The 25,083-nt window shown below is 43.0% G+C and carries 25 protein-coding genes; 21 read left to right on the plus strand and 4 right to left on the minus strand.

What is annotated here, in order from left to right; translation table 11 throughout:
* Positions 1 to 22: 22 nt before the first annotated feature.
* From ACZ5Q7_RS07935 to ACZ5Q7_RS07960, 6 genes are all read left to right on the plus strand, one after another.
* Positions 23 to 535, plus strand: a complete 513-nt coding sequence (locus ACZ5Q7_RS07935; protein ID WP_343752295.1) for a methylated-DNA--[protein]-cysteine S-methyltransferase — start codon at positions 23 to 25, stop codon at positions 533 to 535.
* 62 nt (positions 536 to 597) lie between these two features.
* A complete protein-coding gene (locus tag ACZ5Q7_RS07940; RefSeq protein WP_343752294.1) occupies positions 598 to 1,446 on the plus strand; it encodes an amidase domain-containing protein in 849 nt (282 codons plus the stop codon).
* A gap of 54 nt (positions 1,447 to 1,500) precedes the next feature.
* A complete protein-coding gene (locus tag ACZ5Q7_RS07945; protein ID WP_343752293.1) occupies positions 1,501 to 1,974 on the plus strand; it encodes a tRNA (cytidine(34)-2'-O)-methyltransferase in 474 nt (157 codons plus the stop codon).
* A gap of 458 nt (positions 1,975 to 2,432) precedes the next feature.
* Positions 2,433 to 5,300, plus strand: a complete 2,868-nt coding sequence (locus tag ACZ5Q7_RS07950; RefSeq protein ID WP_343752292.1) for a 2-oxoglutarate dehydrogenase E1 component — start codon at positions 2,433 to 2,435, stop codon at positions 5,298 to 5,300.
* Complete coding sequence (gene odhB, locus ACZ5Q7_RS07955) at positions 5,287 to 6,573, plus strand: 2-oxoglutarate dehydrogenase complex dihydrolipoyllysine-residue succinyltransferase (protein WP_343752291.1); 1,287 nt, start codon at positions 5,287 to 5,289, stop codon at positions 6,571 to 6,573. The genes ACZ5Q7_RS07950 and odhB overlap by 14 nt, the downstream gene beginning before the upstream one ends.
* Positions 6,574 to 6,889: 316 nt before the next feature.
* A complete protein-coding gene (locus ACZ5Q7_RS07960) occupies positions 6,890 to 7,972 on the plus strand; it encodes an undecaprenyldiphospho-muramoylpentapeptide beta-N-acetylglucosaminyltransferase (RefSeq protein ID WP_343752290.1) in 1,083 nt (360 codons plus the stop codon).
* 156 nt (positions 7,973 to 8,128) lie between these two features.
* Here ACZ5Q7_RS07960 and ACZ5Q7_RS07965 read toward each other — a convergent pair whose 3' ends face one another.
* Both ACZ5Q7_RS07965 and ACZ5Q7_RS07970 read right to left on the minus strand, forming a co-directional pair.
* Positions 8,129 to 8,689, minus strand: a complete 561-nt coding sequence (locus ACZ5Q7_RS07965; RefSeq protein WP_343752289.1) for a beta-class carbonic anhydrase — start codon at positions 8,687 to 8,689, stop codon at positions 8,129 to 8,131.
* A gap of 23 nt (positions 8,690 to 8,712) precedes the next feature.
* Positions 8,713 to 9,753, minus strand: a complete 1,041-nt coding sequence (locus ACZ5Q7_RS07970; protein WP_343752288.1) for a TDT family transporter — start codon at positions 9,751 to 9,753, stop codon at positions 8,713 to 8,715.
* Positions 9,754 to 10,007: 254 nt separating this feature from the next.
* Here ACZ5Q7_RS07970 and ACZ5Q7_RS07975 point away from each other — a divergent pair, with 254 nt between their 5' ends.
* Both ACZ5Q7_RS07975 and sigI read left to right on the plus strand, forming a co-directional pair.
* The gene (locus ACZ5Q7_RS07975; RefSeq protein ID WP_343752286.1) at positions 10,008 to 10,817 is read left to right on the plus strand and encodes a S1C family serine protease; all 810 of its coding nucleotides are present in this window, start codon (positions 10,008 to 10,010) and stop codon (positions 10,815 to 10,817) included.
* Positions 10,818 to 11,004: 187 nt separating this feature from the next.
* Complete coding sequence (sigI, locus tag ACZ5Q7_RS07980) at positions 11,005 to 11,757, plus strand: RNA polymerase sigma-I factor (RefSeq protein WP_343752402.1); 753 nt, start codon at positions 11,005 to 11,007, stop codon at positions 11,755 to 11,757.
* Between the two features lie 16 nt (positions 11,758 to 11,773).
* Here the strand turns inward: sigI and ACZ5Q7_RS07985 are convergent, their stop codons facing one another.
* Positions 11,774 to 12,010, minus strand: a complete 237-nt coding sequence (locus ACZ5Q7_RS07985) for a YhdB family protein (RefSeq protein ID WP_343752284.1) — start codon at positions 12,008 to 12,010, stop codon at positions 11,774 to 11,776.
* 160 nt (positions 12,011 to 12,170) lie between these two features.
* Between ACZ5Q7_RS07985 and ACZ5Q7_RS07990 the strand changes: the two genes are divergently transcribed.
* The 12 genes from ACZ5Q7_RS07990 (at position 12,171) to ACZ5Q7_RS08045 (ending at position 22,593) form a co-directional block, all read left to right on the plus strand.
* Positions 12,171 to 12,884, plus strand: a complete 714-nt coding sequence (locus ACZ5Q7_RS07990; RefSeq protein ID WP_343752282.1) for a YhcN/YlaJ family sporulation lipoprotein — start codon at positions 12,171 to 12,173, stop codon at positions 12,882 to 12,884.
* Between the two features lie 135 nt (positions 12,885 to 13,019).
* Positions 13,020 to 13,493 carry an S-ribosylhomocysteine lyase gene (locus ACZ5Q7_RS07995; protein ID WP_343752281.1) on the plus strand — a complete coding sequence of 158 codons (474 nt, stop codon included), beginning with the start codon at positions 13,020 to 13,022 and terminating at the stop codon, positions 13,491 to 13,493.
* Positions 13,494 to 13,628: 135 nt separating this feature from the next.
* A complete protein-coding gene (locus ACZ5Q7_RS08000; protein WP_343752279.1) occupies positions 13,629 to 14,999 on the plus strand; it encodes a dipeptidase in 1,371 nt (456 codons plus the stop codon).
* An 87-nt stretch (positions 15,000 to 15,086) separates the two neighbouring features.
* Complete coding sequence (locus ACZ5Q7_RS08005) at positions 15,087 to 15,845, plus strand: (S)-benzoin forming benzil reductase (protein ID WP_343752277.1); 759 nt, start codon at positions 15,087 to 15,089, stop codon at positions 15,843 to 15,845.
* 84 nt (positions 15,846 to 15,929) lie between these two features.
* Positions 15,930 to 16,682: a type I methionyl aminopeptidase gene (map, locus tag ACZ5Q7_RS08010; protein ID WP_343752275.1), complete on the plus strand. Its 753-nt coding sequence runs from the start codon at positions 15,930 to 15,932 to the stop codon at positions 16,680 to 16,682.
* Positions 16,683 to 17,090: 408 nt separating this feature from the next.
* Positions 17,091 to 17,996 carry a DMT family transporter gene (locus ACZ5Q7_RS08015; RefSeq protein ID WP_343752273.1) on the plus strand — a complete coding sequence of 302 codons (906 nt, stop codon included), beginning with the start codon at positions 17,091 to 17,093 and terminating at the stop codon, positions 17,994 to 17,996.
* Positions 17,997 to 18,042: 46 nt separating this feature from the next.
* Positions 18,043 to 18,759 carry an AzlC family ABC transporter permease gene (locus tag ACZ5Q7_RS08020; RefSeq protein ID WP_343752272.1) on the plus strand — a complete coding sequence of 239 codons (717 nt, stop codon included), beginning with the start codon at positions 18,043 to 18,045 and terminating at the stop codon, positions 18,757 to 18,759.
* Positions 18,756 to 19,049: an AzlD domain-containing protein gene (locus ACZ5Q7_RS08025; RefSeq protein WP_343752271.1), complete on the plus strand. Its 294-nt coding sequence runs from the start codon at positions 18,756 to 18,758 to the stop codon at positions 19,047 to 19,049. The genes ACZ5Q7_RS08020 and ACZ5Q7_RS08025 overlap by 4 nt, the downstream gene beginning before the upstream one ends.
* A 112-nt stretch (positions 19,050 to 19,161) precedes the next feature.
* Positions 19,162 to 20,361, plus strand: coding sequence for an MFS transporter (locus ACZ5Q7_RS08030; protein ID WP_343752270.1), 1,200 nt, complete (start codon positions 19,162 to 19,164; stop codon positions 20,359 to 20,361).
* 84 nt (positions 20,362 to 20,445) lie between these two features.
* Positions 20,446 to 20,679 carry an IDEAL domain-containing protein gene (locus tag ACZ5Q7_RS08035; RefSeq protein WP_343752269.1) on the plus strand — a complete coding sequence of 78 codons (234 nt, stop codon included), beginning with the start codon at positions 20,446 to 20,448 and terminating at the stop codon, positions 20,677 to 20,679.
* A gap of 160 nt (positions 20,680 to 20,839) precedes the next feature.
* On the plus strand, positions 20,840 to 22,225 hold the full coding sequence (fumC, locus tag ACZ5Q7_RS08040) for a class II fumarate hydratase (protein WP_343752267.1): 1,386 nt from the start codon (positions 20,840 to 20,842) through the stop codon (positions 22,223 to 22,225).
* A gap of 158 nt (positions 22,226 to 22,383) precedes the next feature.
* Positions 22,384 to 22,593 carry an alpha/beta-type small acid-soluble spore protein gene (locus ACZ5Q7_RS08045; protein WP_343752266.1) on the plus strand — a complete coding sequence of 70 codons (210 nt, stop codon included), beginning with the start codon at positions 22,384 to 22,386 and terminating at the stop codon, positions 22,591 to 22,593.
* A gap of 192 nt (positions 22,594 to 22,785) precedes the next feature.
* Here the strand turns inward: ACZ5Q7_RS08045 and ACZ5Q7_RS08050 are convergent, their stop codons facing one another.
* Positions 22,786 to 24,192 (minus strand): IS4 family transposase, encoded by a 1,407-nt coding sequence (locus ACZ5Q7_RS08050; RefSeq protein ID WP_464432720.1) that lies wholly within the window; start codon positions 24,190 to 24,192, stop codon positions 22,786 to 22,788.
* 488 nt (positions 24,193 to 24,680) lie between these two features.
* Between ACZ5Q7_RS08050 and ACZ5Q7_RS08055 the strand changes: the two genes are divergently transcribed.
* Entirely contained in the window at positions 24,681 to 25,043 is a 363-nt protein-coding gene (locus ACZ5Q7_RS08055; RefSeq protein WP_343752066.1) for a YlbF/YmcA family competence regulator, read from the plus strand.
* The last annotated feature ends 40 nt before the right edge of the window (positions 25,044 to 25,083 follow it).

Below are 25,083 nucleotides of genomic sequence, written 5' to 3' on the forward strand. Positions count from 1 at the left end.
TATGAAGGAAGTGCGTGTGGACATGGCACTCTATTATGATGAACTGGATTCACCCATTGGACGTATGATCATTATTGCAGATGAAGATAAAGTCGTACGAATCGACTATGCTACTGTATCGTCTGCGGACAGCAGAAAAGCTTGGTTAGGACGCTACTTTCCGAATGTCGATCTTATTCATTGGCCAGAACAAGTTAAGCAGGCGAAGCAGGAACTCCTGGACTATTTTCAGGGTATGCGTCAACAGTTTTCGTTTGCTTTTGCCTTTTACGGAACCCCATTTCAGAAACAGATTTGGCAATCGCTGATCAATGTCGCTCCGTACGGTGAAACAACGGCTTATAAAGCAATTGCAGAAGCCATTGGCAATCCGAAAGCTGTCCGTGCAGCAGGCGGCGCTATCAGTAAAAATCCTATTTCCATTGTTGTTCCGTGTCATCGCATCATAGGTTCGGACGGAAAAATGGTCGGCTATAATGGTGGATTGGATAAGAAAAATTTTCTTTTGACCCATGAAAAAAACTGTTGTCAATAACACAGAAGCTTGTGCTTGAGACAACCATTCCCCCCATACAGTGATAGTGGAGGGGATTTTTAATGGAAATGATAAAAGAAGCTTGGTTGCGTTTTTTTCAATCAGATGAACAAACCGATTGGTGGAAACGAAAAATAAGGTCTTGTCGTAACCGTGATGCGAACATAGTCCGTATTAACGGACACGGGCATGTTTATGAAATGATTCGGTATGGACGTAAGGAAACGTACCATTATTTGCTTCATTTAGCCTTGCTAATCAGGCAAAACAGTCAATTCATTAGAGAGGAGCAAGTCATTCCGTTTAAGATGCAGCTGGAAAACGACCGAATCACCGAGCACCGAAAGATGGAAACGGATCTTTCATCAGCTAAGACAGGGTACGCCCGTATGGAAGCAGACATTAGCGGCAGCAGATCTGAACAGCGGTTTGCTTATGATAGACGTGCTGCTGTTCAGTATGCTCATCGGTGGTGGAACAGTTATAACCCGGCGTACCGAACATTTGATGTAGACTGCACGAATTATGTGTCTCAGTGCATGCGTGCCGGAGGAGCTCCTATGCGTGGTGCACCGAACCGTGAGCAAGGTTGGTGGTACCAGGATGATAATTGGAGTTACAGCTGGGCGGTGGCACACTCGCTTCGTTGGTACTTAAGCGGGTCGACAGAAGGTTTGAAAGGGAAAGAGATGGAATCAGCAAGTGATCTTATTCCGGGCGATATCATTTGTTATGATTTTTCCGGAGATGGCCGGTGGGATCATAATACGATTGTCGTTGATAAAGATACTAATGACATGCCGCTTGTCAACGCTCATACGGATAACAGCCGTAACCGCTATTGGTCGTATGAGGATTCGCTTGCATGGACGTCGGATACACAATATAAATTTTTCCGGATTGGCGAATAATGCTATAATGTGTGATAAAGCTTGTAATGAAGAAAAGGAAAGAGGAGAAGCATTGTGGGTTTGCATATCGTATTATATCAACCGGAAATACCTGCTAATACAGGAAATATCGCCAGAACGTGTCTCGGATCAGGAGCCACATTGCATCTTGTTCGGCCTTTAGGGTTTTCGACAAGTGATCAGATGGTTCGCCGCGCCGGGCTGGATTACTGGCAATACACGGATGTCCGGGAATATGACGCGCTGGATGATGTTTATGCCAGTTATCCGCACGGCACTTTTTATTATATTGAAAATGTCGGTTCCAATTACTATACCGATTATGATTTTCGCGACCCGGAAGGCGATTTGCTGTTTGTGCTTGGACGGGAAAGCTCCGGATTTCCACCGGGTTTTCTGACGGGGAAAGAGGACCAATGTTTGCGTGTGCCGATGACTGATCATGTCCGATCATTGAATTTATCGAATACGGCTGCCATTATCTTGTTTGAAGTATTGCGGCAGCGCGGCTTCCCTAATATGGCCTGACGCACTGTTATCATAAGAAAGCATCGGCTAAAAGCCGATGCTTTCTTATGGTGTATGAGCATGAAGGGCGTTTTTATTATTGGTTGTTTTTCGGTGTCCCTGGTTTAGCTTCATATCCAGCTGTGAAGCAGGATACTAAGAACGTAACGATGACACCCATCAATAATACAAGTTTCATGGAATCCTCCTTTGTTCATGAATCATAGTGTATATGGCGTTTCGCATGGTTTCATTATACCTGATTATGATTGTGATGTGAAATGGAAACCCATGCTGTTATTGATGTCTTAATATGTGAATTGTTTTATTTTTTGAATCCCTTGTACGGCTGTTGTTTCCACTGATGAAATAGGTTATATTAGTTGATGAAGATCAGGCAGAGTTCTATAATAAGAGTTGGATATGAAAGGCCGTTGCATAACGGGGATAAAGTTAACTTCTTACTGGGGGTATATGACGTGACGCATAATGGAGAATCTCACGAAGGATTTTGGGAGAGTTTTCATGGTCCGAATATGGGTTATATCGAGGAACAATACGAATTATATAGGGAGAACCCCGACGCTGTTGATTCTTCCCTGAAAGAACTGTTTGACGAGCACGGTGCCCCTGACTGGGTATCAAAGTCTAAGGAAACAGCCCAACCGGAATCGCAATCAACAGCTACTCCATGGGATGTCAAAAAACTGACCTCAGCAATGAAACTTGTTGAGGCTATTCGTCGTTTTGGACATATGGAATCCGATATCTATCCGGTGGGTCGTGATGAACGCCAAACCAATTTGGTTAATCCGGAGACTTACGGGTTGACGGAGGCGGATTTGCGGGAGATACCGGCTTCCTGGCTATGGGAACAGGCGCCAAGCGGTGTTCAGGATGGGTTTGAAGTCATTGAGCGGCTTAAAACGTTATATTCTGGAACAATCACGTTTGAGTATGATCATGTTAACCAGGATGATGAACGGGCGTGGCTTCTTAATTACATTGAAACAGCCAGATACAATGAAGGGTTTTCTGATAAAACGAAAAAAGGATTGTTAAGACGTCTTGCAGAAGTGGAAGGATTTGAGGAGTTTCTTCAAAAAACTTTTGTTGGTCAAAAACGTTTTTCCATTGAAGGTTTGGCATCCATGGTTCCCATACTTGATCGTATTGTGAAAAACTCAAATGAAGACAACATTGAACACATTATGATGGGAATGGCTCACCGCGGACGACTCAGTGTATTAGCGCATATTTTAGGTAAACCATTTGATAAAATCTTTTCCGAGTTCCACCATTCACCGGATAAGGAATTGATCCCATCGGAAGGGTCAATAGGTATTAACTATGGATGGACGGGCGATGTAAAGTATCATCTTGGTGCAACGAAGGACGTTAAAGCAGATGATCAAACATCCGGAACTCGAATCACCCTTGCCAACAATCCGTCTCATCTGGAATTTGTCAATCCTGTTGTGGAGGGATTGGCACGGGCAGGCCAGGACACCCGTTCGCAAAGTGGCTATCCGGGACAGGACTTTAACAGCGCTCTCCCGGTGCTGATCCATGGGGATGCATCCTTCATCGGTGAAGGTGTTGTTGCCGAAACATTGAATTTCAAAGGATTGTCGGGCTACCAAACAGGCGGAACGTTGCACATCATTGCGAACAACCTTCTCGGATATACAACCAATCAACAGGATGGACGTTCCACTCGTTATGCCAGTGATCTGGCCAAAGGGTTTGAAATTCCAATTATTCATGTGAATGCCGATGACCCGGTTGCCTGTGTTTCTGCTGCGATGATCGCTTATGAATATCGTCAAACATTCCATAAAGACTTTCTGATTGATCTAGTTGGCTATCGTCGTTATGGGCACAATGAAATGGATGAACCGAGGGCAACCCAGCCGAAATTGTACAAACATATTGATAACCATCCGACAACATCCAGTGCTTTTGCTGAAAAACTTCAGCAGGAAGGTATTATCGGTCAAAATGATCTGAACACCATACAGGATGAGGTGATGGCTGGTCTGCGTGATGTGTACGAGAACATGAAAGAAAATGATGCTGCTGAAACGGAATCGAAAAAAATGCCGAGCGTTTTGTCAAATGGGCTGGATCGATTCAAAACAGCCATTCCTCTGGACAAATTGGAAATGCTGAACAAACAAATGCAGAAGCGTCCGGATGGTTTCACCGTGTTCAGGAAATTGGAGCGGATTCTTAAACGCCGCGAAAATGTTTTGGAAGAAGGCAACAAAGCCGATTGGGGTACCGGCGAAGCGCTGACCTATGCATCCATCCTTTACGATGGCACTCCAATCCGGTTGACCGGCCAGGATACAGAACGTGGTACCTTTGCTCATAGACATATGGTGCTTCATGATGCAGAAACCGGGGAAAAATACAGCCCTTTGCATGGGATTGAAGGTTCAGAGGCATCGTTCGACATCCGTAACAGTCCGCTTTCCGAAGCTGGCGTGTTAGGGTTTGAATATGGCTATAGTGTCCAGTCTCCTGAAACACTCGTTATTTGGGAAGCACAGTTTGGTGATTTTGCTAATGCGGCACAAGTGATCTTTGACCAATTTATTTCAGCGGCACGAGCAAAATGGGGAGACAAGTCGAATCTTGTTATGCTCCTTCCGCACGGGTATGAAGGACAAGGACCGGAGCATTCCAGTGCACGTTTGGAACGCTTCCTTCAGCTTGCGGCGGAAAACAATCTAATTGTTGCCAACGTCACATCGTCGGCTCAGTTTTTCCATCTCATCCGCCGGCAGGCAGCCATGCGCGGCCAAGAGGAAGCTCGCCCCTTGGTATTGATGACGCCAAAAAGTTTGCTGCGTAATCAGCGGGTTGCTTCGGAAGCGAAAGAATTTACTGAAGGCAAATTTGAACCATTGCGTCGGCAGCCGAATTTGCATGTGAATAATCAAGATGTCAAGCGTCTCGTGATTGGCAGCGGTAAAGTTATGGTGGATATCGAAGAAGAAATGGCCAATTCGGATGAAACATTCGACTGGCTGGATGTGCTCCGAGTGGAACAAATTTATCCTTTCCCGGTGGAAAAACTGGAAAAGGAATTACAGGGACTTCCGAACCTCGAGGAGATTGTCTGGGTGCAGGAAGAACCGCAAAATATGGGCAGCTGGGACTTTGTGGATGATTACTTGCGCGATCTTCTGCAAGAGGGACAGATCCTTCGCTATGCAGGACGCCCGCAACGTGCATCACCTGCAGTCGGCGAGCCAAATGCCGATAAGGCTGAACAGAGACAGATTATTCAAGATGTCATTACCCCGTCAAAAGGAGGAGATTCCAGTGAACGAAATTAAAATCCCGGAACTTGCAGAATCCATCACAGAAGGAACCATTTCGCAGTGGCTCGTCAATAAAGGTGATCACGTTGAAAAGGGTGACCCGGTGGTTGAGCTGGAAACGGACAAAGTCAACGTTGAAGTAAATACCGAGTACGGCGGTGTTATTACGGAAATGGTCCGTGAAGAAGGCGACGATGTGGAAATTGGCGACGTGATAGCCAAAGTGGATGAGAACGGGCAAGCAGCCAGTTCTGAGCCATCTGAAAAGCAAGAAGAATCGTTTGCTGCATCCACTGAGCCGAAAAAAGAAAAAGCGCCACAGGCATTATCTGCCGAACAATCGGATGCCTCAGATGACCAATCCGGAGAAGACGTAGCCGATCAGTCCGGTGTTATTGCATCCCCTGCTGCTCGTAAACGTGCACGGGAATTGGACATTGATCTGAATAAGGTGCAATCACGCGATCCATTGGGTCGTATTCGTCCGGAAGACGTTGATTCCCATGCAAACAGCAGCAGTGAGAAAAAAGAAGAGAAACCAGCAAAAAAAGAAGAGTCGAAACAGTCGGAAAAGACCACATTCGACAAGCCGGTTGAACGGGTGAAAATGTCCCGGCGCCGTCAAACGATTGCGAACCGACTTGTTAATGTGCAGCAGGAAGCAGCTATGTTGACAACATTCAATGAAGTCGATATGTCAGCTATTATGAATCTTCGCAGTCAGCGGAAAGAAAGTTTTGCGCAAAAACATGATATCAAGTTAGGCTTTATGTCATTCTTTACTAAAGCTGTTATTGGTGCTTTGAAAGACTTCCCACTTTTGAATGCGGAAATTCAGGGTAATGAAATTGTGATGAAGAAATTCTATGATATTGGAATTGCTGTTTCTACCGAAGAAGGTCTTGTTGTGCCGGTTGTCCGTGACGCTGATAAGATGGACTTTGCCGGCGTGGAAAAAGAAATTTCCAACCTTGGACAAAAAGCGATCAATAAACAATTGTCATTGAATGACCTGCAGGGTGGAACATTTACAATTACCAACGGCGGAACGTTTGGATCCATGCTGTCAACGCCCATTCTAAATTCACCACAAGTCGGTATTCTTGGCATGCATAACATTCAAAAACGCCCGATGGTTATGCCGGACGATTCAATCGAAGTTCGTCCTATGATGTATCTTGCGGTATCGTATGACCATCGAATCGTTGATGGAAAAGAAGCTGTTCAATTCCTTGTACGAATTAAAGAATTACTGGAAGATCCTTACGATTTGCTTTTGGAAGGTTAATATCTTCTCAAATCCCCGCATGGACCGTTTTGTTCAGCGGGGTTTTTGATTGGTATGGATAAGTTTTTTATTGAATATAATTCATATAGTTCTGGTCTTATGGTTGACGATTGATCAATGGTCAGGATAGTAATGGCTCATTTATATCCATAAGATGAGCCCTATTGAACGAAATAATTGAAGCAATGGTAACATATCAAGTTCAGTATTGATATTTCATACATCCCCCTTTTTTTCCATATCGTTTTCCATTAGGATAGAAAGGGTAATTGGAATTCAATTTGTTTTGTGCTGCGAAAGAAGGAGTGCGTGGGTTATGAAAACCAGTCGAATCCTGTTTACCGGCGGCGGTACTGCCGGACATGTTATCGTCAATTTGGCGTTAATTCCAGTGTTCCGGAAAGAAGGATGGAAAATAGATTATATCGGTTCCGAACAAGGAATCGAACGCAGGCTAATCGAGTCACTGGACGGTGTTGCCTATCATGCTGTTTCCACAGGAAAATTGCGCCGTTACTTATCCAAAGAGAATATAAAAGATCCGTTTAAGGTGCTGAAGGGGACGTTTGAGGCATGGCGCATCATCGGCAAACGGAAGCCGTCGGTCGTTTTCTCAAAAGGAGGCTTTGTCTCGGTCCCAGTTATTGTTGCTGCGAAACTGCGGGGAGTTCCGGCGGTTATACATGAATCCGACTTCACCCCGGGACTGGCGAATAAACTCGCTATGCCATTTGCTGAACATGTGCTGTCCACGTTTCCGGAAACGATGGACTATTTACCGGAAAAAAAGGCCGAATATGTCGGCGCTGTCATTCGCAATGAACTGTTTGAAGGCGATAAAACGCGCGGGCTCAGTTTGTGCGGTTTTACCAACGAAAAACCAGTCTTGATGATTATGGGCGGCAGTGGTGGTTCTGAAAAAATTAATCAGACAGTCCGCGAAAGCCTCGGTTCGTTATTATCCGAATTTCAAATTGCTCACATTTGCGGTTTGAATAAGGTGGATTCGTCTCTTCAACACGATGGCTATGCACAGTTTGAGTACGTGAATGACGATTTGAAGGACATGTTTGCTTCAGCCGATTTGGTTCTGTCGCGTGCTGGTGCTAACGCCATATTTGAGTTTCTAGCATTGCAAAAACCAATGCTGCTCGTCCCATTATCCCGATCGGCCAGCAGAGGCGATCAGATCATCAATGCTCATTCGTTTAAAGAAAAAAATTATGCCAATGTGCTGGAAGAGGAAGAATTGACAAGCGAATCATTGGTGCAGGCACTAATGACGCTGAAAAAACAGGCCCCGGTTATGATCGATCACATGAAAAACTACCACAGTGAACGTGCACGCAGTCGGGTGATAGAGATTATTAAAGAAGCAGCGGGCGTGAAGACGAACTAAATTACATAAAAGACGGGAAAGTTAATTAAATTGGGCACCGAAGGCCATTGGTGTGAAAGTGAAGAATATTACGGATGGGTCACTAAAAAAACCGGCTCCTTAAGCAAAGGGGCCGGTTTTTTAGTGACTATTAAGCCTACTAAAGGGGGCCAAGAATCATTGCCCTTTAGTGACGAGATCAATTTTGCCTGTTTCAGGATCAATGGTCAGCCCGTGAACGCCCACATCGTCTGGTATCAGCGGATGATTCTTAATCACGGAGACGCTTTCTTCCACGGATTCCTCCACTGAATGGAAGCCGGCAAATTCTCGGTCCAAGTCAATTCCAGCATGGTCAATGGTTTGCAGCGTCTCGGCGGATATGCCTCTATGCTTCATACCCTGTTTGAAAGCTTCTGTTTTCATATGTGACATACCGCAGTCATGGTGGCCGATAACGATGACTTGTTCTGCTTGTAATTCGTAAATAGCTACCAAAATGCTTTTCATAATACTGTCAAACGGATCACGTAGGATAGCGCCTGCATTTTTGACCATTTTAACATCACCGTTTTGGATGTTCAGTGCTTTCGGCAAAAGTTCTACTAGCCTGGTATCCATGCATGTAAAAATAACTGTCCGCTTATTGGGGATATTATTGGTCCGGTACGGTTCATAATCTTTTTTTTCTACAAAACGCTGGTTGTATGACAGCATGTCGTCAAGGTTCACGTTCATCAGTCCTCCCGATTATGTATCGTTTATGTCATTTCCCATTTTTCCCGATATAATGTACCCACTCTTGCTTTGATAAAAATAGCTATTTCCCAAACTAAAGCGAGCAGTACCACCCATGCCCAAACATCCATAAAGTTCCGCTGAAATGAAAATAACCAGTCGGGCATAGAATAAAACGGATTGGTCTGCATGATCAACGAAAATGTGTAAAACATGCCGAATGTAAAGTTTCTGGACCATTGTGTCACGTTATAGGTAAATAGGCCTTTATTCCATCCATATTGCCTGATCCGTTTAATGGCACGAATCACTTCGATCAATTCCACGGCGACAAGAAGAACAAACACCAGAAGCCAAAAATAGATAACAAATCCGGGCGTAAACGTGTTTGTCGTAACAATGGCCAAACCAGTAATGGACAAAGCACCGTGAATGATGCAGTTCGTGTTCGCCCAGTCATCTGTCAGGGTCCAATCATGGTGTTTAATGTAGCGATTAACGAGCAGAGTGGCACCTGCAAGGTAAAAAAGGATTCCGAGCAAAATAATGGATTGTGAAAAGTAGACCGGAAATTGAAAAAATACATTATTCAACAGAATGATAATGGATTGTGTTCCAACAGTCGAAAGCAGTATCGCACCATGAACGGGATAATCCCGGTGGTCGACTGTCAGTTGTTTAAAATTATAAATGCAATTCACTAAAAAGAAAAGCCATAAGAATGTGTTGAGAATACCCATAGCTTGTGTCAATAACAGTATTTCAGGAAAGTAGCGGAGAAACACATTGCATAAAACGGATACACCAGCAATCCATGTCCCGATCACAAACGAATGAACCGGATTTTGGATGAATGGGATTATAAAATCACGATGAAAAAACTGAATCGTTAAGTCTTTATAAATTATAACCCATGCCACGAGAAGAAAAAAAGCCAAATATTTACCATACACTTGATCAAGCGTTGGAAAAGCTTCAACAGCACCGATCAGGAATATACCATTTGCCATGATAATGGCACCGGAAGCAGGTTCAATTGTTTTGTAATTTCCTTTAAGAAACATATCTTATTCACTCATAACAAAGTATCATTTTAGTGAATTATAACATGTTTTTCTGTTTTCACAGAGTATGTAAATAAAAATGTGATACTTATCACTAAAAGGACATTGTTGAACAACATCCCGATTGACGATACCATTTGGAATTCTGTAATGACCATTCTTTATACGCATTGATCAATGATATAATAAAAGCATGAAAGCGAATATTTCTAACGGGATGAATAATACGGAAAAAATGAGTGGTGATGGTTTTCATGAAGGAATCCAACGATGATCGCGACATTATTGATGACGATTTATATGAAGAGCTTGATGAAGACGAGTTGAACGAACTTGTGGAACAAGAGCGCGAGAAGGCCATGGAACGGTCTGGGAAGGAAGCGACCCGAAAATCCAAACACCCATTTCCGAAATGGGTGTTTTGGTTGATTGCTATTGTCATGGTGTTAAATGTTACCGCTCTTCTTCCCAGAACATTTTCCATTCCGGCCATTGACTTTTTAATGACATCTGCTCAACTGTCAACCCAGGAAAACATTCAGACTTATAAAGAATCGGTCGTAGTCGTGGAAACGGATGACGGAAAAGGGACTGGGTTTTCCATATCCGCGGATGGAACGATTCTTACCAATCATCATGTTGTCGAAAATAAGGAAACGGTTACCGTAGCCTTCCCCGAAGAAGGACTGTTTTCCGGCGATGTCATGGAAACGTATCCAGATGTTGATCTCGCGGTACTCAACGTGGATGATAAAAATCTTCCGCATCTTGATCTGGCGACAGATAACGAATGGCAGCCGGCTGAACAGGATGTTTATTTTATAGGCAATCCACTCCGTTTCAATGGTATTGCCAACAAAGGAACGGTACTGGAGTATATTACCCTTGATGATTGGAGAAAGCCGGTTGTCATGATGGAAGCGCCGGTGTATCGGGGGAACAGTGGAAGTCCGGTAATTAATCAAAATGGTGATGTCATTGGAGTTGTATTTGCAACACTGCGTCATGATTCTTATGGCAGAGTCGGTTTATTCATTCCGATTAATTATTATCAGCAACGCTAAGATCAGTCATGGTTAAGCTTGGTAAAGCATTCTTAAATAAACTGTAATTATGCTGTGATAGCTGTTTGAGAAGCCAATGAGTTATGATGGGAGTGCCGGTGAATGGAACTGAGAACATGACGATTTAGAGTCCTAAAAATGATAAACAAAAGACGAATAGCATAATGCTTGGGGGTGCTGCAGGTTGATGCCTGAATATATTCCAAAACAAAGCATGCTTGAAGATATGGTTACTGCAGCCCAAAATGGAGACGATACGGTACAGGATTATTTGCTCAAAAGCTATAAGCCATTTATTGCAAAATGTGTTTCGGAAGTGTGTAAACGGTATATTAACCCAATGTTGGACGATGAATTCAGTATTGGTCTTATTGCTTTTTATGATGCGGTCATGACGTATTCATTTGAGCGGGGCGGCTCGTTTCTCTCCTTTGCAAACCTGGTAGTGAAGCGAAAGGTCATTGATTACATCCGTTACGTGCAAAAAACACCGGTGATAGCATCTTTGGATGAACATATAGACGAAGAGCAGTTAGAAAACCCTGCTGAGGTCATTGCTGTCAAAGAGATGCATCAGGAGAAACTGAAATCATGGCATTTACGCGAAGAAATTTATGATTTTAAAGAACAACTCCATGGTTACAAACTGTCACTTGCGCAAATTTCTAAAGCCGCACCCAAACATAAAGATGCACGACAAACATCGATAATGACAGCGAAAACACTTTATGATGATGCGGTTATGAGAGCGTATGTACAGCAAAAGAAAAAACTGCCTATAAAAGATTTGACACAAAAAGTGAATGTGAGCAAAAAAACATTGGAACGAAACAGAAAGTTCATTCTTGCGATATTTATTATACTGCTTGACGATTTCACATATCTTAAAGAATTTCTGAATGTGCCTTCGGAGACCAATGAAAAATGCACCAGCGATTAAACTGGTGCATTTTCGTTTATATTTGCATCGCAACAGGCGGTGTATATTGCATGGCATGGTCAATATAATACAGTAAACTGTCGTGAGATTCGACAATTTTTGTTTGATCAGGCGAATAATGGTAGGCATGCAGAAAAAGCTGTATTTTCTTGGAAAGCATATCATCATCTGTACGCACCATCAGAATAAGAAGTTCGTCCCATTGGCCCCACAACGTATAATACAAGGCTTTGTCATAGTCAGGGATTTCCATTTGTACCCTCCTCCAATCGAAAGGGATCCTTTTTAGCCTCCCCTGAATAACAGTTATATTTTCGAATTCATTAATGGTGCTCCTTCCAATTTTTGTGAGCGAATAAATAACGTATTCCGCTGCATACTAAGAATAAACAGGAAGGAGGATTCAATCTCAAATGAAATGGAAACTGTTAAGTATGTTATTTGCGGCCGTCGTTGTACTTGGCGCTTGTCAAGCGGACAATGACCCGCAAAACAACAATGACGGTGATGGGGACAATGTGGAACAAACCCGTTATGAAGGGGATCAGGATACAAATAACAGAAATGACCGCAACAACCGTATGAATAACAACCGGATGGGGGATAGAGACAATCCCGGCAATGACAACAACATGGGCAATAATAATGGTGAGAACCAATATGAATTGGCCGATGAAGCAGCTGATCAAATAAACCAAAAAGTGGACGGGATCGATAATGCCTATGTTATGAAGACAAATAACAATGCTTATGTCGCAGCAGAATTGGACAACGATAACAATGCAACCAATAATAATGATAATAACAACGGCATGAACAATAACAACGATGCGGACCAAAACAATTTCATGAACAATAATAACGATGCGGATCAGAACAATCTCACGAACGATTACAACAATAATGACCGCGGAGAAGAAGTAACCGATGACGTAAAAGAAGAGATATCCCGAATTGTGAAATCAGTTGATCCTGATGTGGATAATGTTTATGTATCCACAAACCCAGACTTTTTCGACTTGGCCGGCAACTATGCTGACGAAGCTGACAACGGTGAGCCGGTGGAAGGAATGTTCGATCAGATAGGCAACATGATTGAACGTGTTTTTCCGCAAAATAAAGACTAATCGATGAGCGAGTGCTCCCACATTGTGAGCACTCGCTTTTTTTATAAAATGGACCGAAAAAGCTTCTGTATTCACAAATGATGGGATATTTGCTATTGTGGAGGAAGGACGATAATCAGGAAAGGAGCGACTATAATGGCAGAAAAAATGAACGTGGAAAGCTTCAGTCTTGATCATACACAAGTAAAGGCGCCATATGTGCGGCTTGTTGGTGTTACCACCGGTGCAAACGGTGATAACGTGTATAAATATGACATCCGGTTTAAACAGCCAAATCAGGAACATATGGATATGCCCGGTTTACACTCAATTGAGCATTTAATGGCAGAGAATATACGCAATCATCTGGATAATGTACTTGACATTGGTCCTATGGGATGTCAAACCGGATTTTATTTAACAGTATTCAATAATGACAGTTATGAAGATGTACTAAATGCGCTTGAAAAAACATTTCATGATGTGCTTCAAGCCAAAGAAGTTCCGGCATGCAATGAAGAACAGTGCGGATGGGCGGCTAACCACAGCTTGGAGGGTGCTCAGGCCATTGCCGAAAAAATGCTTAATGGAAAAGATGAATGGCGACAAGTCTTTGCAGAAAAAGCCTGAGATGATTTTGATAAAAAGGACAGTCTGTGGTAAGGCTGTCTTTTTTAAGTCCGGAACGAATCCGGGCACTTACTTGATTCGTTTTTCATGCGTAATATGCTAAAATGGAGCAAAATGAATGGGAGGAATGGGAGCATGAGTGAACAGGCAATCAAGTATTTATCCGATAATCGTGATCAATTGCTGGACAAACTGCGTGACTTTTTGTCCATACCGAGTATCAGTACGGATCGTCTACATAATGAAGATGTTCAAAAGGGGGCGGATTTTGTAGTCTCCTATTTACGTGACATTGGATTTGACCGTGTTGAGCAACAGGACACGGGAGGCCATCCGCTTGTATATGCTGAACACCTTCAAGCCGGACCGGATGCGCCGACTGTTTTATTTTACGGTCATTACGATGTGCAGCCTGTCGATCCGATTGATCAGTGGAAGAGCGACCCATTTGAACCGGAAATTCGGGATGGCCGCCTGTATGCCCGAGGTTCAAGTGATGATAAAGGACAAGTTTTTATGCATCTTGCTGTTTTTGAAGCTTATATGAAAACAGAAGGGACATTACCGTTGAATGTCAAAGTGTGTATAGAAGGCGAAGAAGAAATCGGCAGCGAGCATTTATATGCCACGCTTCACGACAAAAAGGAACAATTTCAAGCTGACTTTGTCGTTATATCCGACTCAGGCATGGTTGCCCCGAACCAGCCGACGATTCTATATGGGTTAAAAGGGTTCACTGGTATTGAAATAAATGTAAGCGGCCCTGACCATGATCTGCATTCTGGATTGTATGGCGGTGCTGTCCGGAATCCAGCAATGGCTTTGAGTCACATTCTCGCCTCCATGAAAAACGATGATGAAGTGGTGACCGTAGATGGCTTTTACGATGACGTTGAACCACTGTCTGATCATGAACGGGAACTAATTGACCAAATACAAGGCGAAGATTATTTGAAATCAACAGGAGCCACCGAAACGGCGTCGGAAAAAGGCTACACGGTCAAGGAACATACCATGGCTCGGCCAACCTTTGAAATTAATGGCATTTTTGGCGGCTACCAGGGAGAGGGAACAAAAACGATTATTCCATCACAGGCAGGCGCCAAAATTACATGTCGTCTCGTCCCGGGACAGGATCCGGAGCATATCCAGTCACTGCTGGAAAAACATATCCATCATGCTGCTCCATCCGGTGTCACTGTTGATGTTAAAAAAGAAAAGTTGTCCGCTAAAGCCTATAAAGTGGATACGGACCATCCATTGATTCAAAAAGCAGCGAAAAGCTATACAGAAGCCTTCGGAAAAGAAACGGTTTATATGCGGATGGGAGGGTCAATACCTGTTGTTAAATGGATGGAGAGTATCTATAACATCCCGATCGTACTGCTTGGATTTGGAACACCGGATGACCGTCTGCACTCACCGAATGAAAGTTTTCCACTCGGCAGTTTCGATAAAGGAATGGAAACACTTGCTCGGTATTGGGCAGAAGTGAATCAACGTTGAGTAGCTATTTTGACATAAACATGGTTAAACATATTGAAATAAGAATGCAGTGACCATATCATATTAACAATTAGGGGGATCATCCGTATGCGTTTTGCAGTGGTAACCGGTGTATCAAAAGGATTGGGCGAATCCGCGGCCAAGCTTTTACTGGAATCAGGTGTACATGTCATAGGAATTTCTAGACGTTCGAACAATTCACTTAATGATTATGCGAAAACAAACAATGTAACCTATCAGCATTATGCCTGTGACTTGGGTGATATCGATAGAACGGAACAAACAGCAAATGAAATTAGTGAGTCCGTTTTTTCCCAGGATCCTGAAACCGTTTATTTGATTAACAACGCAGCAGTGCTTGAACCGGTCGATCAATCCATGAATCTGCCAAGTGACGATTTGGCATACCATATACAAGTGAACACGATCGCTCCCATGGTTATGATGAATGTGTTTTTGAAACAGGCTGCTGAAACCGATGTGCAATTTATCGGAACAACCATCACATCCGGTGCAGCGGAACGGCCTGTCTATGGCTGGAGTGCCTATTGCACTTCCAAAGCAAGTATGAATATGTTTACTACGACAGCCGCACTCGAACAGCAGGAGCTGGGGACAGAAAGTAAAGTAATCGCGTTCAGTCCCGGTGTGATGGATACCGATATGCAGGAAAAAATTCGTTCGAGTGACGCAGATGCATTTAAAGATGTCGACGATTTCCGGGAATACAAATGGAAGAATCTGCTTAAAGATACGGATGTCGTCGGTGGTGTACTTGTTGATATTCTGACCGATGAAGCGGCTATTACGAATGGTAAAATTTATTATGTAAAAGATTACTTGTAAGCGAAACATCTCACCTTATCCTGCTTTTTCGTCTGCAACAGGCGAAGCAGGATGAGGAACCCAGTTTCAGAAAGGACGACCGACATGATAACACGGAAAAGCAAACGTGAAATAGAAAAAATGAAAGCAGCAGGTGATTTGCTGGTCCAATGCCATAAAGAAATTGCTAAACGGATCAAACCGGGCATAACGACGATGGAACTTGATTCGTTTACGGAACGATTTTTGGCCGATCACGGCGCCACTCCTGAGCAAAAAGGGTATAGTGGATATCCATATGCGATTTGTTCTTCTATTAATGATGAAATTTGCCATGGTTTTCCGCGGGAAGAAACGTTGCAGGATGGTGATATCGTAACGATAGATATGGTCGTTAATCTTGATGGAGGACTGGCTGATTCGGCATGGACTTATCGCGTTGGTACAGTTGATGATGCGGGCGAGAGGCTGTTGAATGTATCGAAAACGTCGCTTTATAAAGGCATTGAACAGGCACAACCCGGTAATCGAATTGGTGATATTGGCCATGCGATTCAGACGTATGCGGAAGGAGAAGGGTTTTCGGTTGTGCGGGATTTCACCGGTCATGGAATCGGACCAACCATCCACGAAGAACCACATATACCGCATTTCGGCCTTCCGAACAAGGGCCCTCGGTTAAAAGAAGGGATGGTTGTTACCATTGAACCTATGATTAATGAAGGCACTTGGCAAAGCCAGATGGACAGCAACAATTGGACGGCACGAACGACCGATAACGGACGGTCCGCGCAATACGAGCATACGGTCGTGATTACCAAGGATGGCCCTATGCTGACAACCGATCAGGATAAGTAACCGTATTGAATACATTTTAAGGACCGCGTCAAGGAATAATCCGTTGGTTGAAGTGAAAGCTCATTTTACCATAAAAATCCGAACTGATTCGAAATTTTTTGTAGGAATTTTGAGTCATCGTTCGGATTTTTCTTTGATTAACATGGTTGTTTTTACGTTAAAATTTTGGTCGATAAATTCAGAAACCGGTTGATAAATTCAAAATTCGGTTGATATCTCGCTAATCTGGTTGATAAATTCAAAATTCGGTTGATATCTCGCTAATTTGGTTGATAAATTCAGAATCCGGTTGATACCCCTCTGATCCAGTTCGGATTTACCAGTCAGCAAGTCGCAATTAAAGAAAAGTAACGAATCGTCTGATATAATAATCATTCAGTAAGTTCAGAAAGCAAGGGGAGTTAATCGATGGTTAGGATCTATATGCTTTTATTATTGGTCATGTTGATATGGGGATTGAATGTGTCTGCGATCAAGGTGCTTGTGGAAGCGATTGACCCAATTGTGCTGCAATCATTTCGGGTAATGACAGCAGGCATTGCCGTCTTAGTGATTTCAGCAGTGATGGGTATATTCAGACTTCCATACAAGCACGAATGGCTTATCATTTTTTCCATTGCTATTTTTAATGTGATATTGCATCATACGTTTCTTGCAGTTGGTCTCGAAAAGACGAGCGGAATCAACGGGTCACTAATTTTGGGGATGAACCCGCTGATAACGGTGATGATGGCTTTTATTATTTTACGGCAGCGTGTGACGTGGCTGAGAGTTTTCGGGTTTATTCTAGGGTTTACAGGTGTGGTTGTTACAACATTGACTGGTAGCGGTGAGCTAACAGGTGTTTCGTTGGGGGATCTCATTGTATTTTCAGGCGTTTTTGTACAAAGTTTCAGTTTTGTTTTGATCAGCAAACTAAAACCTACATTTGATGCGAGGCTTGCGACAGGTTATATGCTTGTGTTCGGTTCAATCGTCATTTTTTTAACAAGCCAGGCAATCGGTTCCGACATACAGGAAATAACCCGTTTGTTTGATTGGCAGTTGATCGCTGTCTTCCTGTTTAGTGCTATCTTAGCGACAGCATTTGGCCATATGACTTATAATCACGCGATCAAACAAGTTGGCCCAGCTGAATCAGCTATCTTTATTAATATGAATACGCTTTTTGCCGTCACTGGATCGGCCATCTTTTTAAATGAAACGATTACCGCTAATCATGTGATTGGGTTTACTTTAATACTGTGCGGTGTGTTTATAGGTACTGGTGCATTGGAGTATGTGTTCATGAAACGAAAGGGGCAACGAGCTTGATGTGCCAGACATTTCAGTGCCCTAGTGGAATGCAGGGGGGTCGACAATGAAAATAAACCAATCGACGTCACCGACAATCTCCATGATTCGAAAAGGGATCGGTGTGGGATTCCCTATTATGCTCGGTTACTTGCCAATAGCTATTACATATGGGGTGTTGGCAAAACAATCCGGTATGTCATTGACGGACCTAACATTAATGAGTGTCATGGTTTTTGCTGGCGCCAGTCAGTTTATGGGAGCCAATATGATCGCCGTTGGTGCGGGAGCGATGGAAATTATTATCGCCACGTTTGTGCTGAATTTTCGGCACTTTGTCATGAGTATGTCGTTTATGAATCGTTTGCGGACGTTGAATTTGAAATGGAAGGCGCCTTTATCGTTAGGGCTGACCGATGAAACATTTGCTGTGTCTTCATTGCATACGAAGGAAGCGGAATCGGACAAAGGCGCTTACTTTTATGCAGCAATCATATTAACAGCTTACGTGGCCTGGATTGGAGGATCCTTTTTAGGCGGAGTGCTCGGAGATATTATTCCAGCTCCGTTAAGTCAAAGTATGGGCATTGCTCTGTATGCGATGTTCATCGGTTTGCTGATCCCATCAGTAAAGAAAGAGTGGCGAGTGGGACTGATCGCCGTTATAGCTATGCTGATCAATACTGTTTTCAGTCAATTTACAAGTGACGGTTGGGCCATTGTAGCCGGGACGGTATTAGGCGGATGGAGCGGTGTATTTCTTTTGAAGGAGGATGAATCATGATTGTAGCTATCATCATTGGCATGGCTTTAGTCACAATGGTTCCACGGGTTATTCCGGCATTTATCGTGGATAAGCTGCAGTTCCGTGATTGGATGAATCGCTGGCTGGACGCGATCCCGTTTGCTGCGTTGGGAGCACTTATTTTTCCTGGCATCATGACCGTTATTCCTGATGAACCATGGATCGGTCTAATCGGTGGGGCTGTGGCAACCGGGCTTGCCTATCTCGGTCTAAATGTTATTTTAGTGGTTGCCGGTGCTATTGTCACTGTGTTTCTCTTGACGATGTGACAAACGATAGGCTTCGGAAAAATGTGGATGGTTCCTGAATTGGATAAATCAACGTTCAATGTAAACATTAATGGTAGTGTTGATTATTCAGTTAAAGGAATGAATGGACGTTATGAAAAGTCGTTACAGTGGACAGGAAAAACGATGGATTGTCATGTCATTGGCATCCATCCCTTTAATTATGACGCTTGGAAATTCGATGCTTATTCCCATTTTGCCGGTGATGGAAAAAGAGCTGGATATATCCAAATTGCAATCAAGCTACATTATTACAGCATATTCCGTTGTGGCTATTTTCCTGATTCCGGTTGCGGGATTTTTGTCAGACAGGTTTGGGAGAAAGAATGTGATTGTGCCTGCTCTGATTATTACTGGCTTGGGCGGCCTATTGGCTGGCTGGGCGGCCCACGTAATGGATAATGCCTTTATTGTTATGGTCATCGGCCGGATTTTGCAGGGGATTGGTGCATCTGGTGCATTTCCGATTGTGCTGCCGCTCGTCGGGGATATATTTAAAGATGATGAGGAAGCGAGCACCACCTTGGGGATCATTGAAACGTCCAATACGGTTGGCAAAGTATTAAGTCCCATATTAGGTGCAGCATTGGCAGCACTCGTCTGGTTTATACCATTTTACTCCATTCCGGTATTCAGTGCTATTTCGTTGCTTATGGTATTATTTCTGGTTAAGGATAAGGGCGGAAAAGAAGATCAAACGCGTTTAAAAGAATATATGACGTCTGCGAAAGATGTCCTTAAAGAACATGGAAAATGGCTTCTGGCTGTATTTGCTATTGGTGCGATTTTAATGTTCATTCTGTTTGGTTTTCTATTTTACTTATCCAGCATTCTGGAAGAAAAATACGATTATGAAGGGATTTGGAAAGGGATGCTGCTGGCAATACCATTGCTTGCCCTTTCAATTGCATCGTTTGTAAGCGGTCGAAAGATTAAAGATAATCTGACCGTCATGAAATGGGTGACGTTTATCGGTATTATTCTTGCCGGTGCATCCGTTGCTGTTATTCCTTTCATGGATCACCCTGTTTATTTGTTGTCCATCTTTTTCGTTTGTGGTGTCGGAATTGGTATGTCTTTGCCATGTTTGGATGCATTGATCACAGAAAGCTTGGAAAAAAGTGTGCGCGGCGTTATAACCTCCCTTTATACAGCGATGCGTTTCATTGGTGTTGCCTCAGGGCCGCCGGTGATTGCAGTTCTAATGAGAGGAAACGTTATCTGGTTAGCCAGTTTGTTATTACTGTGTGCACTTGCGGCCGGTATACTCGGTTATCGAAATATTAATCCATAATAACGAATCATTTTTAAAACTTTCCCCTTGCAACTTTTCCGATTTTTTAGGATAATGGAAAAAAGGAGCAAGGGGGAGTGTTCCATGAATCAACAAAAAATGGGGTATCGGTTGTATCGTTACACTGGAAATGCACTTTATGCCAAACGTGAAATCTCGTATGAAATGCGTCTAACGGCACAGATGATGCTGGATGAATTGTGTTTCGAATGGAATAAAAAGCAGCTGAAGTCAGCGATCGATCAATCGATTGATGCAAACGATAAACAATGGTTTCTACAGCTGAGTCAATCTTATAGAAGTTATATTTGGGAATAAACGTGTAATAATAAAAAATGCCTTGCCGGCAGGAGGCAAGGCATTTTTGTGCTGACAGAATGGTCCGTTTTGCGATATCCTGTCTTTTCTGTTAACCATACTCAATCGTATTTTGTTATACTTAAGAAGAATGAGTCTGTTACATAAGGAGGTAACGCAAATGGAATATCGGGTTGAGAAAGATACACTTGGAGAAATGAAAGTCCCTGCTGACAAGTACTGGGGAGCACAAACCCAACGGAGTAAGCAAAACTTTCCAATTGGAAATGAAACAATGCCGGACGAGGTGATTAAGGCATTTGCTATATTAAAAAAAAGTGCCGCCCGTGCAAACCATGAACTGGATCTGTTGGAAAAGGAAAGAGCTGATGCGATTGCCCATGCGGCTGATCAAATTATCGACGGCAAGCTTGATGAACATTTCCCATTGGTTGTATGGCAGACAGGAAGCGGTACCCAGTCCAACATGAATGTCAATGAGGTAATTGCCCATGCTGGGTCAATGTGGCTGAAAGAGCAGGGCAGTGAAGCGAGACTCCATCCGAATGATGATGTAAACAAATCACAAAGTTCCAATGACACATATCCGACGGCTATGCATATTGCAATCGTCTTGAAATTGGAGGACATCGTGCTTCCAGCAATACAGACGATGAAACAGACACTGAATGAAAAAATGAATGCGTTTCAGGAAGTAGTTAAAATTGGTCGCACTCACTTGCAGGATGCAACGCCATTAACGTTGGGTCAAGAAATAAGCGGCTGGCATCGCATGCTTGAAAAGTCTGAGCAAATGATTGAAGAAAGCATGCATCATGTTAAACATCTTGCCATTGGTGGAACAGCTGTAGGAACAGGCTTGAATGCCCACCCGGATTTTGCTGAGACGGTCACGAAAGCTATAAGCCAGGTCACTGGTAAAGAATTCATTTCCGCGCCGAATAAATTCCATTCACTGACCAGTCATGATGAAGCGGTATTTGCCCACGGCGCCTTGAAAGGTTTAGCTGCCGATTTGATGAAAATTGCCAATGATGTCCGTTGGTTGGCGAGTGGTCCCCGCTGTGGAATTGGTGAAATTTCTATACCGGCCAATGAACCCGGAAGTTCGATTATGCCCGGTAAAGTTAATCCGACACAAAGTGAAGCCATTACTATGGCTGCAACACAAGTCATGGGCAATGATGCAACCATCGGATTTGCTGCCAGCCAAGGCAACTTCGAACTGAACGTCTTTAAGCCCGTCATTGCCTATAATTTTATGCAATCCAGTCAACTTCTTGCCGACAGTATTCAATCATTTAATGAGCGTTGTGTGCAAGGTATTGAGCCAAACTATGAACAAATTGACAAATACCTGCGTGATTCGCTGATGCTTGTAACAGCGTTGAACCCGTATATCGGGTATGAAAACGCAGCGACCATTGCTAAAAAGGCGTTCTCCGATGATTCCACATTAAAAGAAGCAGCCGTTAAGCTGGACCTTTTGACCGAGGAACAATTTGATGACTATGTGAATCCAAAAGAAATGACATATCCAAAATAATGAAGCAAAAACCCCACGGTTCCTGGAAGAGGACCGTGGGGTTTTGAATGCCGGATTATCGGGGCTTGTCTTTTCCTACTGAAGAAACAATTACCAACGGGAATCCGTGATAATATACCCTTTTTTGCTTACAATAATGCGTACAGGAGGTGATAAACATGGCAAACAACAACAGTCAAAACTCAAATCAGTTGGTTGTACCTGGTGCAGAACAAGCATTGAACCAAATGAAAACGGAAATTGCACAGGAATTTGGTGTGAACCTTAGTGCCGACACAACATCCCGCGCAAACGGTTCTGTCGGTGGTGAAATCACAAAGCGACTGGTTCAAACAGCCCAATCCCAGTTTAGTGGACAACAACAATAACAATGGCTTCTCAAAAGACTGAGATCTTTTGACATGACAGAGGGAAGTTGATCATGGCTTCCCTCTTTTTAAGATGTCGTTGGTATTTTTTACATAGAATTGATTTTATATACCATTTTTTCATGGTTCTCAACTTTCGCACCGCAGAATGAGCCTGTAACCCTTGATATGCCTTGATCTAAACCAAACTGACTATGCTGCTTGTGCGTTAAATTCCTCATTGCCAAGAAATGTTTTCTTTAAAAATTGCGGGAGGTTATCAAATAGCTCATCGATGATGGATTTGACTTTTTCTTCTGAAAGCACTGGTTCATTTGAAAGTGTTGACTTTAACGCATCTATGATCATCATGAACGCTTGGGCAAACCGAATGTCTTCCATTTCATCGCAGCACAAATAGAAGAGCTGTCCAATCGTTTTTGGATCTTTCTCTTCACGGGAGCTTATCGCAAGCATGATATAGCGTGTGAAGACGATTGTCGTATGGGCTACGAGCGCATCATAATGACGTGACTGGCATTCTTTCGCTAAACGTAGATGGGATTTGGCGACCTTGAAAAAGCACTCGATATCCCAACGCTTCCCATAAAGGCGAACAACTTCTTCTTCCGGCAAATCCAGATTTGTAGAAAGAAGCGCCAACCATTGTTTAGAGCGGTTTCGATCCCGTACAAAAACAATACGGGCTTGTATATCCTTACCATTGTCATCTAATCCCAGGCTGACAACAACAGAAGCAAGAATCTTAGCACGTCCCCGTTTTTTTCGCACTTTTTTATAGAGTTGGTTCAAGGTATATTTCTCGCCTTCGTAGGTGTAGTAAACCCGATGCATGCTTTTGAGCATACAGATGACATGAAGAGGATAGTCAGAAACAACGCGCTTAATCACTTTAGGAAAGGCAAACCAACTGTCAAACAACAAGGTTCTGGCACAAAGCTGTAACGGATTAACGTCATCCAAGAGATCAAACATCGCTTCAGTTGATTTTTGCAGGGCTTCCTGACGTCGCTTGTAGCCAACCGTGCGCTTGTCAATTTTGGAGTTTATCTCCTGAAACCGGTTCTTGCGCTGTTTGGAGCTTAATAACGAGAAAGCCAATGGAATGAACGTATTCCCATCTGACCAGCCAAGTGTAAGCATTCGAAACCCTTTGACAAACTGCCCTGTGGTATGGTCATGCACACGAGCAAGCAGTTCGACGGTCTTACTGCGAGCACGGCTGTATAAAGAATCATCGAAAATAAGGACGCGTTCACGGTCACTTGAGACCAGAGACAACAGGCTGGTTACAATCACATTCCTGCTCAACAACACAAGAAACTTTCGCCAGTTGTATCTGGGATTGTTGAGAAAACGGTGGACTGCATCTTTTCTTGGAGCATCTGAAACACGGTCCGAATCAAGAATTCGAAAAAGGTTCTTGCCGTGCAGGACAAGCGAAAAAATAAACTGGAGAAGGAACACGGGAGAAAATCCATCTTCTTTTCGAATGTTCGCCTGATTAAGCAGTGACCCCAGTTTATTTTCCTTGAAAAAGCGTGAAATATAAGAATTAGCCTCGTTTTTTGGTTCAGAATTTGGTAAAATAGTAGCCATAAATACATCCCTTTCTGGTTTTAGTTGTGGTGACTATATTTTACCAAATTGGGATGTATTTTTGTGTGATTTTTTAATATTGTTTTCCGGATTAGCTCAGTCATATCAAGGAATTATTAGCGTTTTTTAGATGCGAAAGTTGAGATGGTTTTTTTAATGACAATATTGTCTTAAACAGGCTAATTGCTCTCACAAGCTTTAACATGGATCAAATAAGCAGGTGATAAGCAGTTTGTGACCGCCAGATTTTTTTAAACTTTCCATGCAGGATCACAACATCCTGAAACCGGCATTAGAAGAGAGAAAAATCATTTTTGTGATCCAAAGAAGCATGAAGAAATTCTGTTTTCTTCACTGTTTGTTGCTTTATCGTAGTATTGCGATTAATAAAATCATGAATGACGGATTTTTTAGCGTTTTCTTGAAAGGTATACATGAAGCACAACGTTTGTTATAGTTAATTTAGTTAACATGAAGGAGGATCCAGTGTGTCCAATATTTACGATACTGCATACGATTTGGAAAAAGCCATTCGCAATAGCGAGGAATTCACGAACTTGAAACAAGCCTACGACAATGTCATGGCAGATCCACAAGCTAAAGAGATGTTCGAAAATTTCAGAAATACACAGATGGAGTTGCAAGATAAGCAAATGCAGGGCCAGGAAATTTCTGAAGAGGAAGTGGAAGAAGCGCGAAAAGTTGTTGATTTAGTGCAGCAGCATGAGGATATTTCCAAATTAATGGAAGAAGAACAGCGCTTAAACGTTGTTATTAACGATGTTAGCCGGATTATTACAAAACCGCTGGAAGAATTATATGGTAGTCCGGAGGAAGAAACAAACGAATAAACGACATTCTGCCCGTAGTGGAACAAAAGCTGCGGGCTTT

It is taken from the genome of Lentibacillus halophilus (assembly GCF_055395055.1).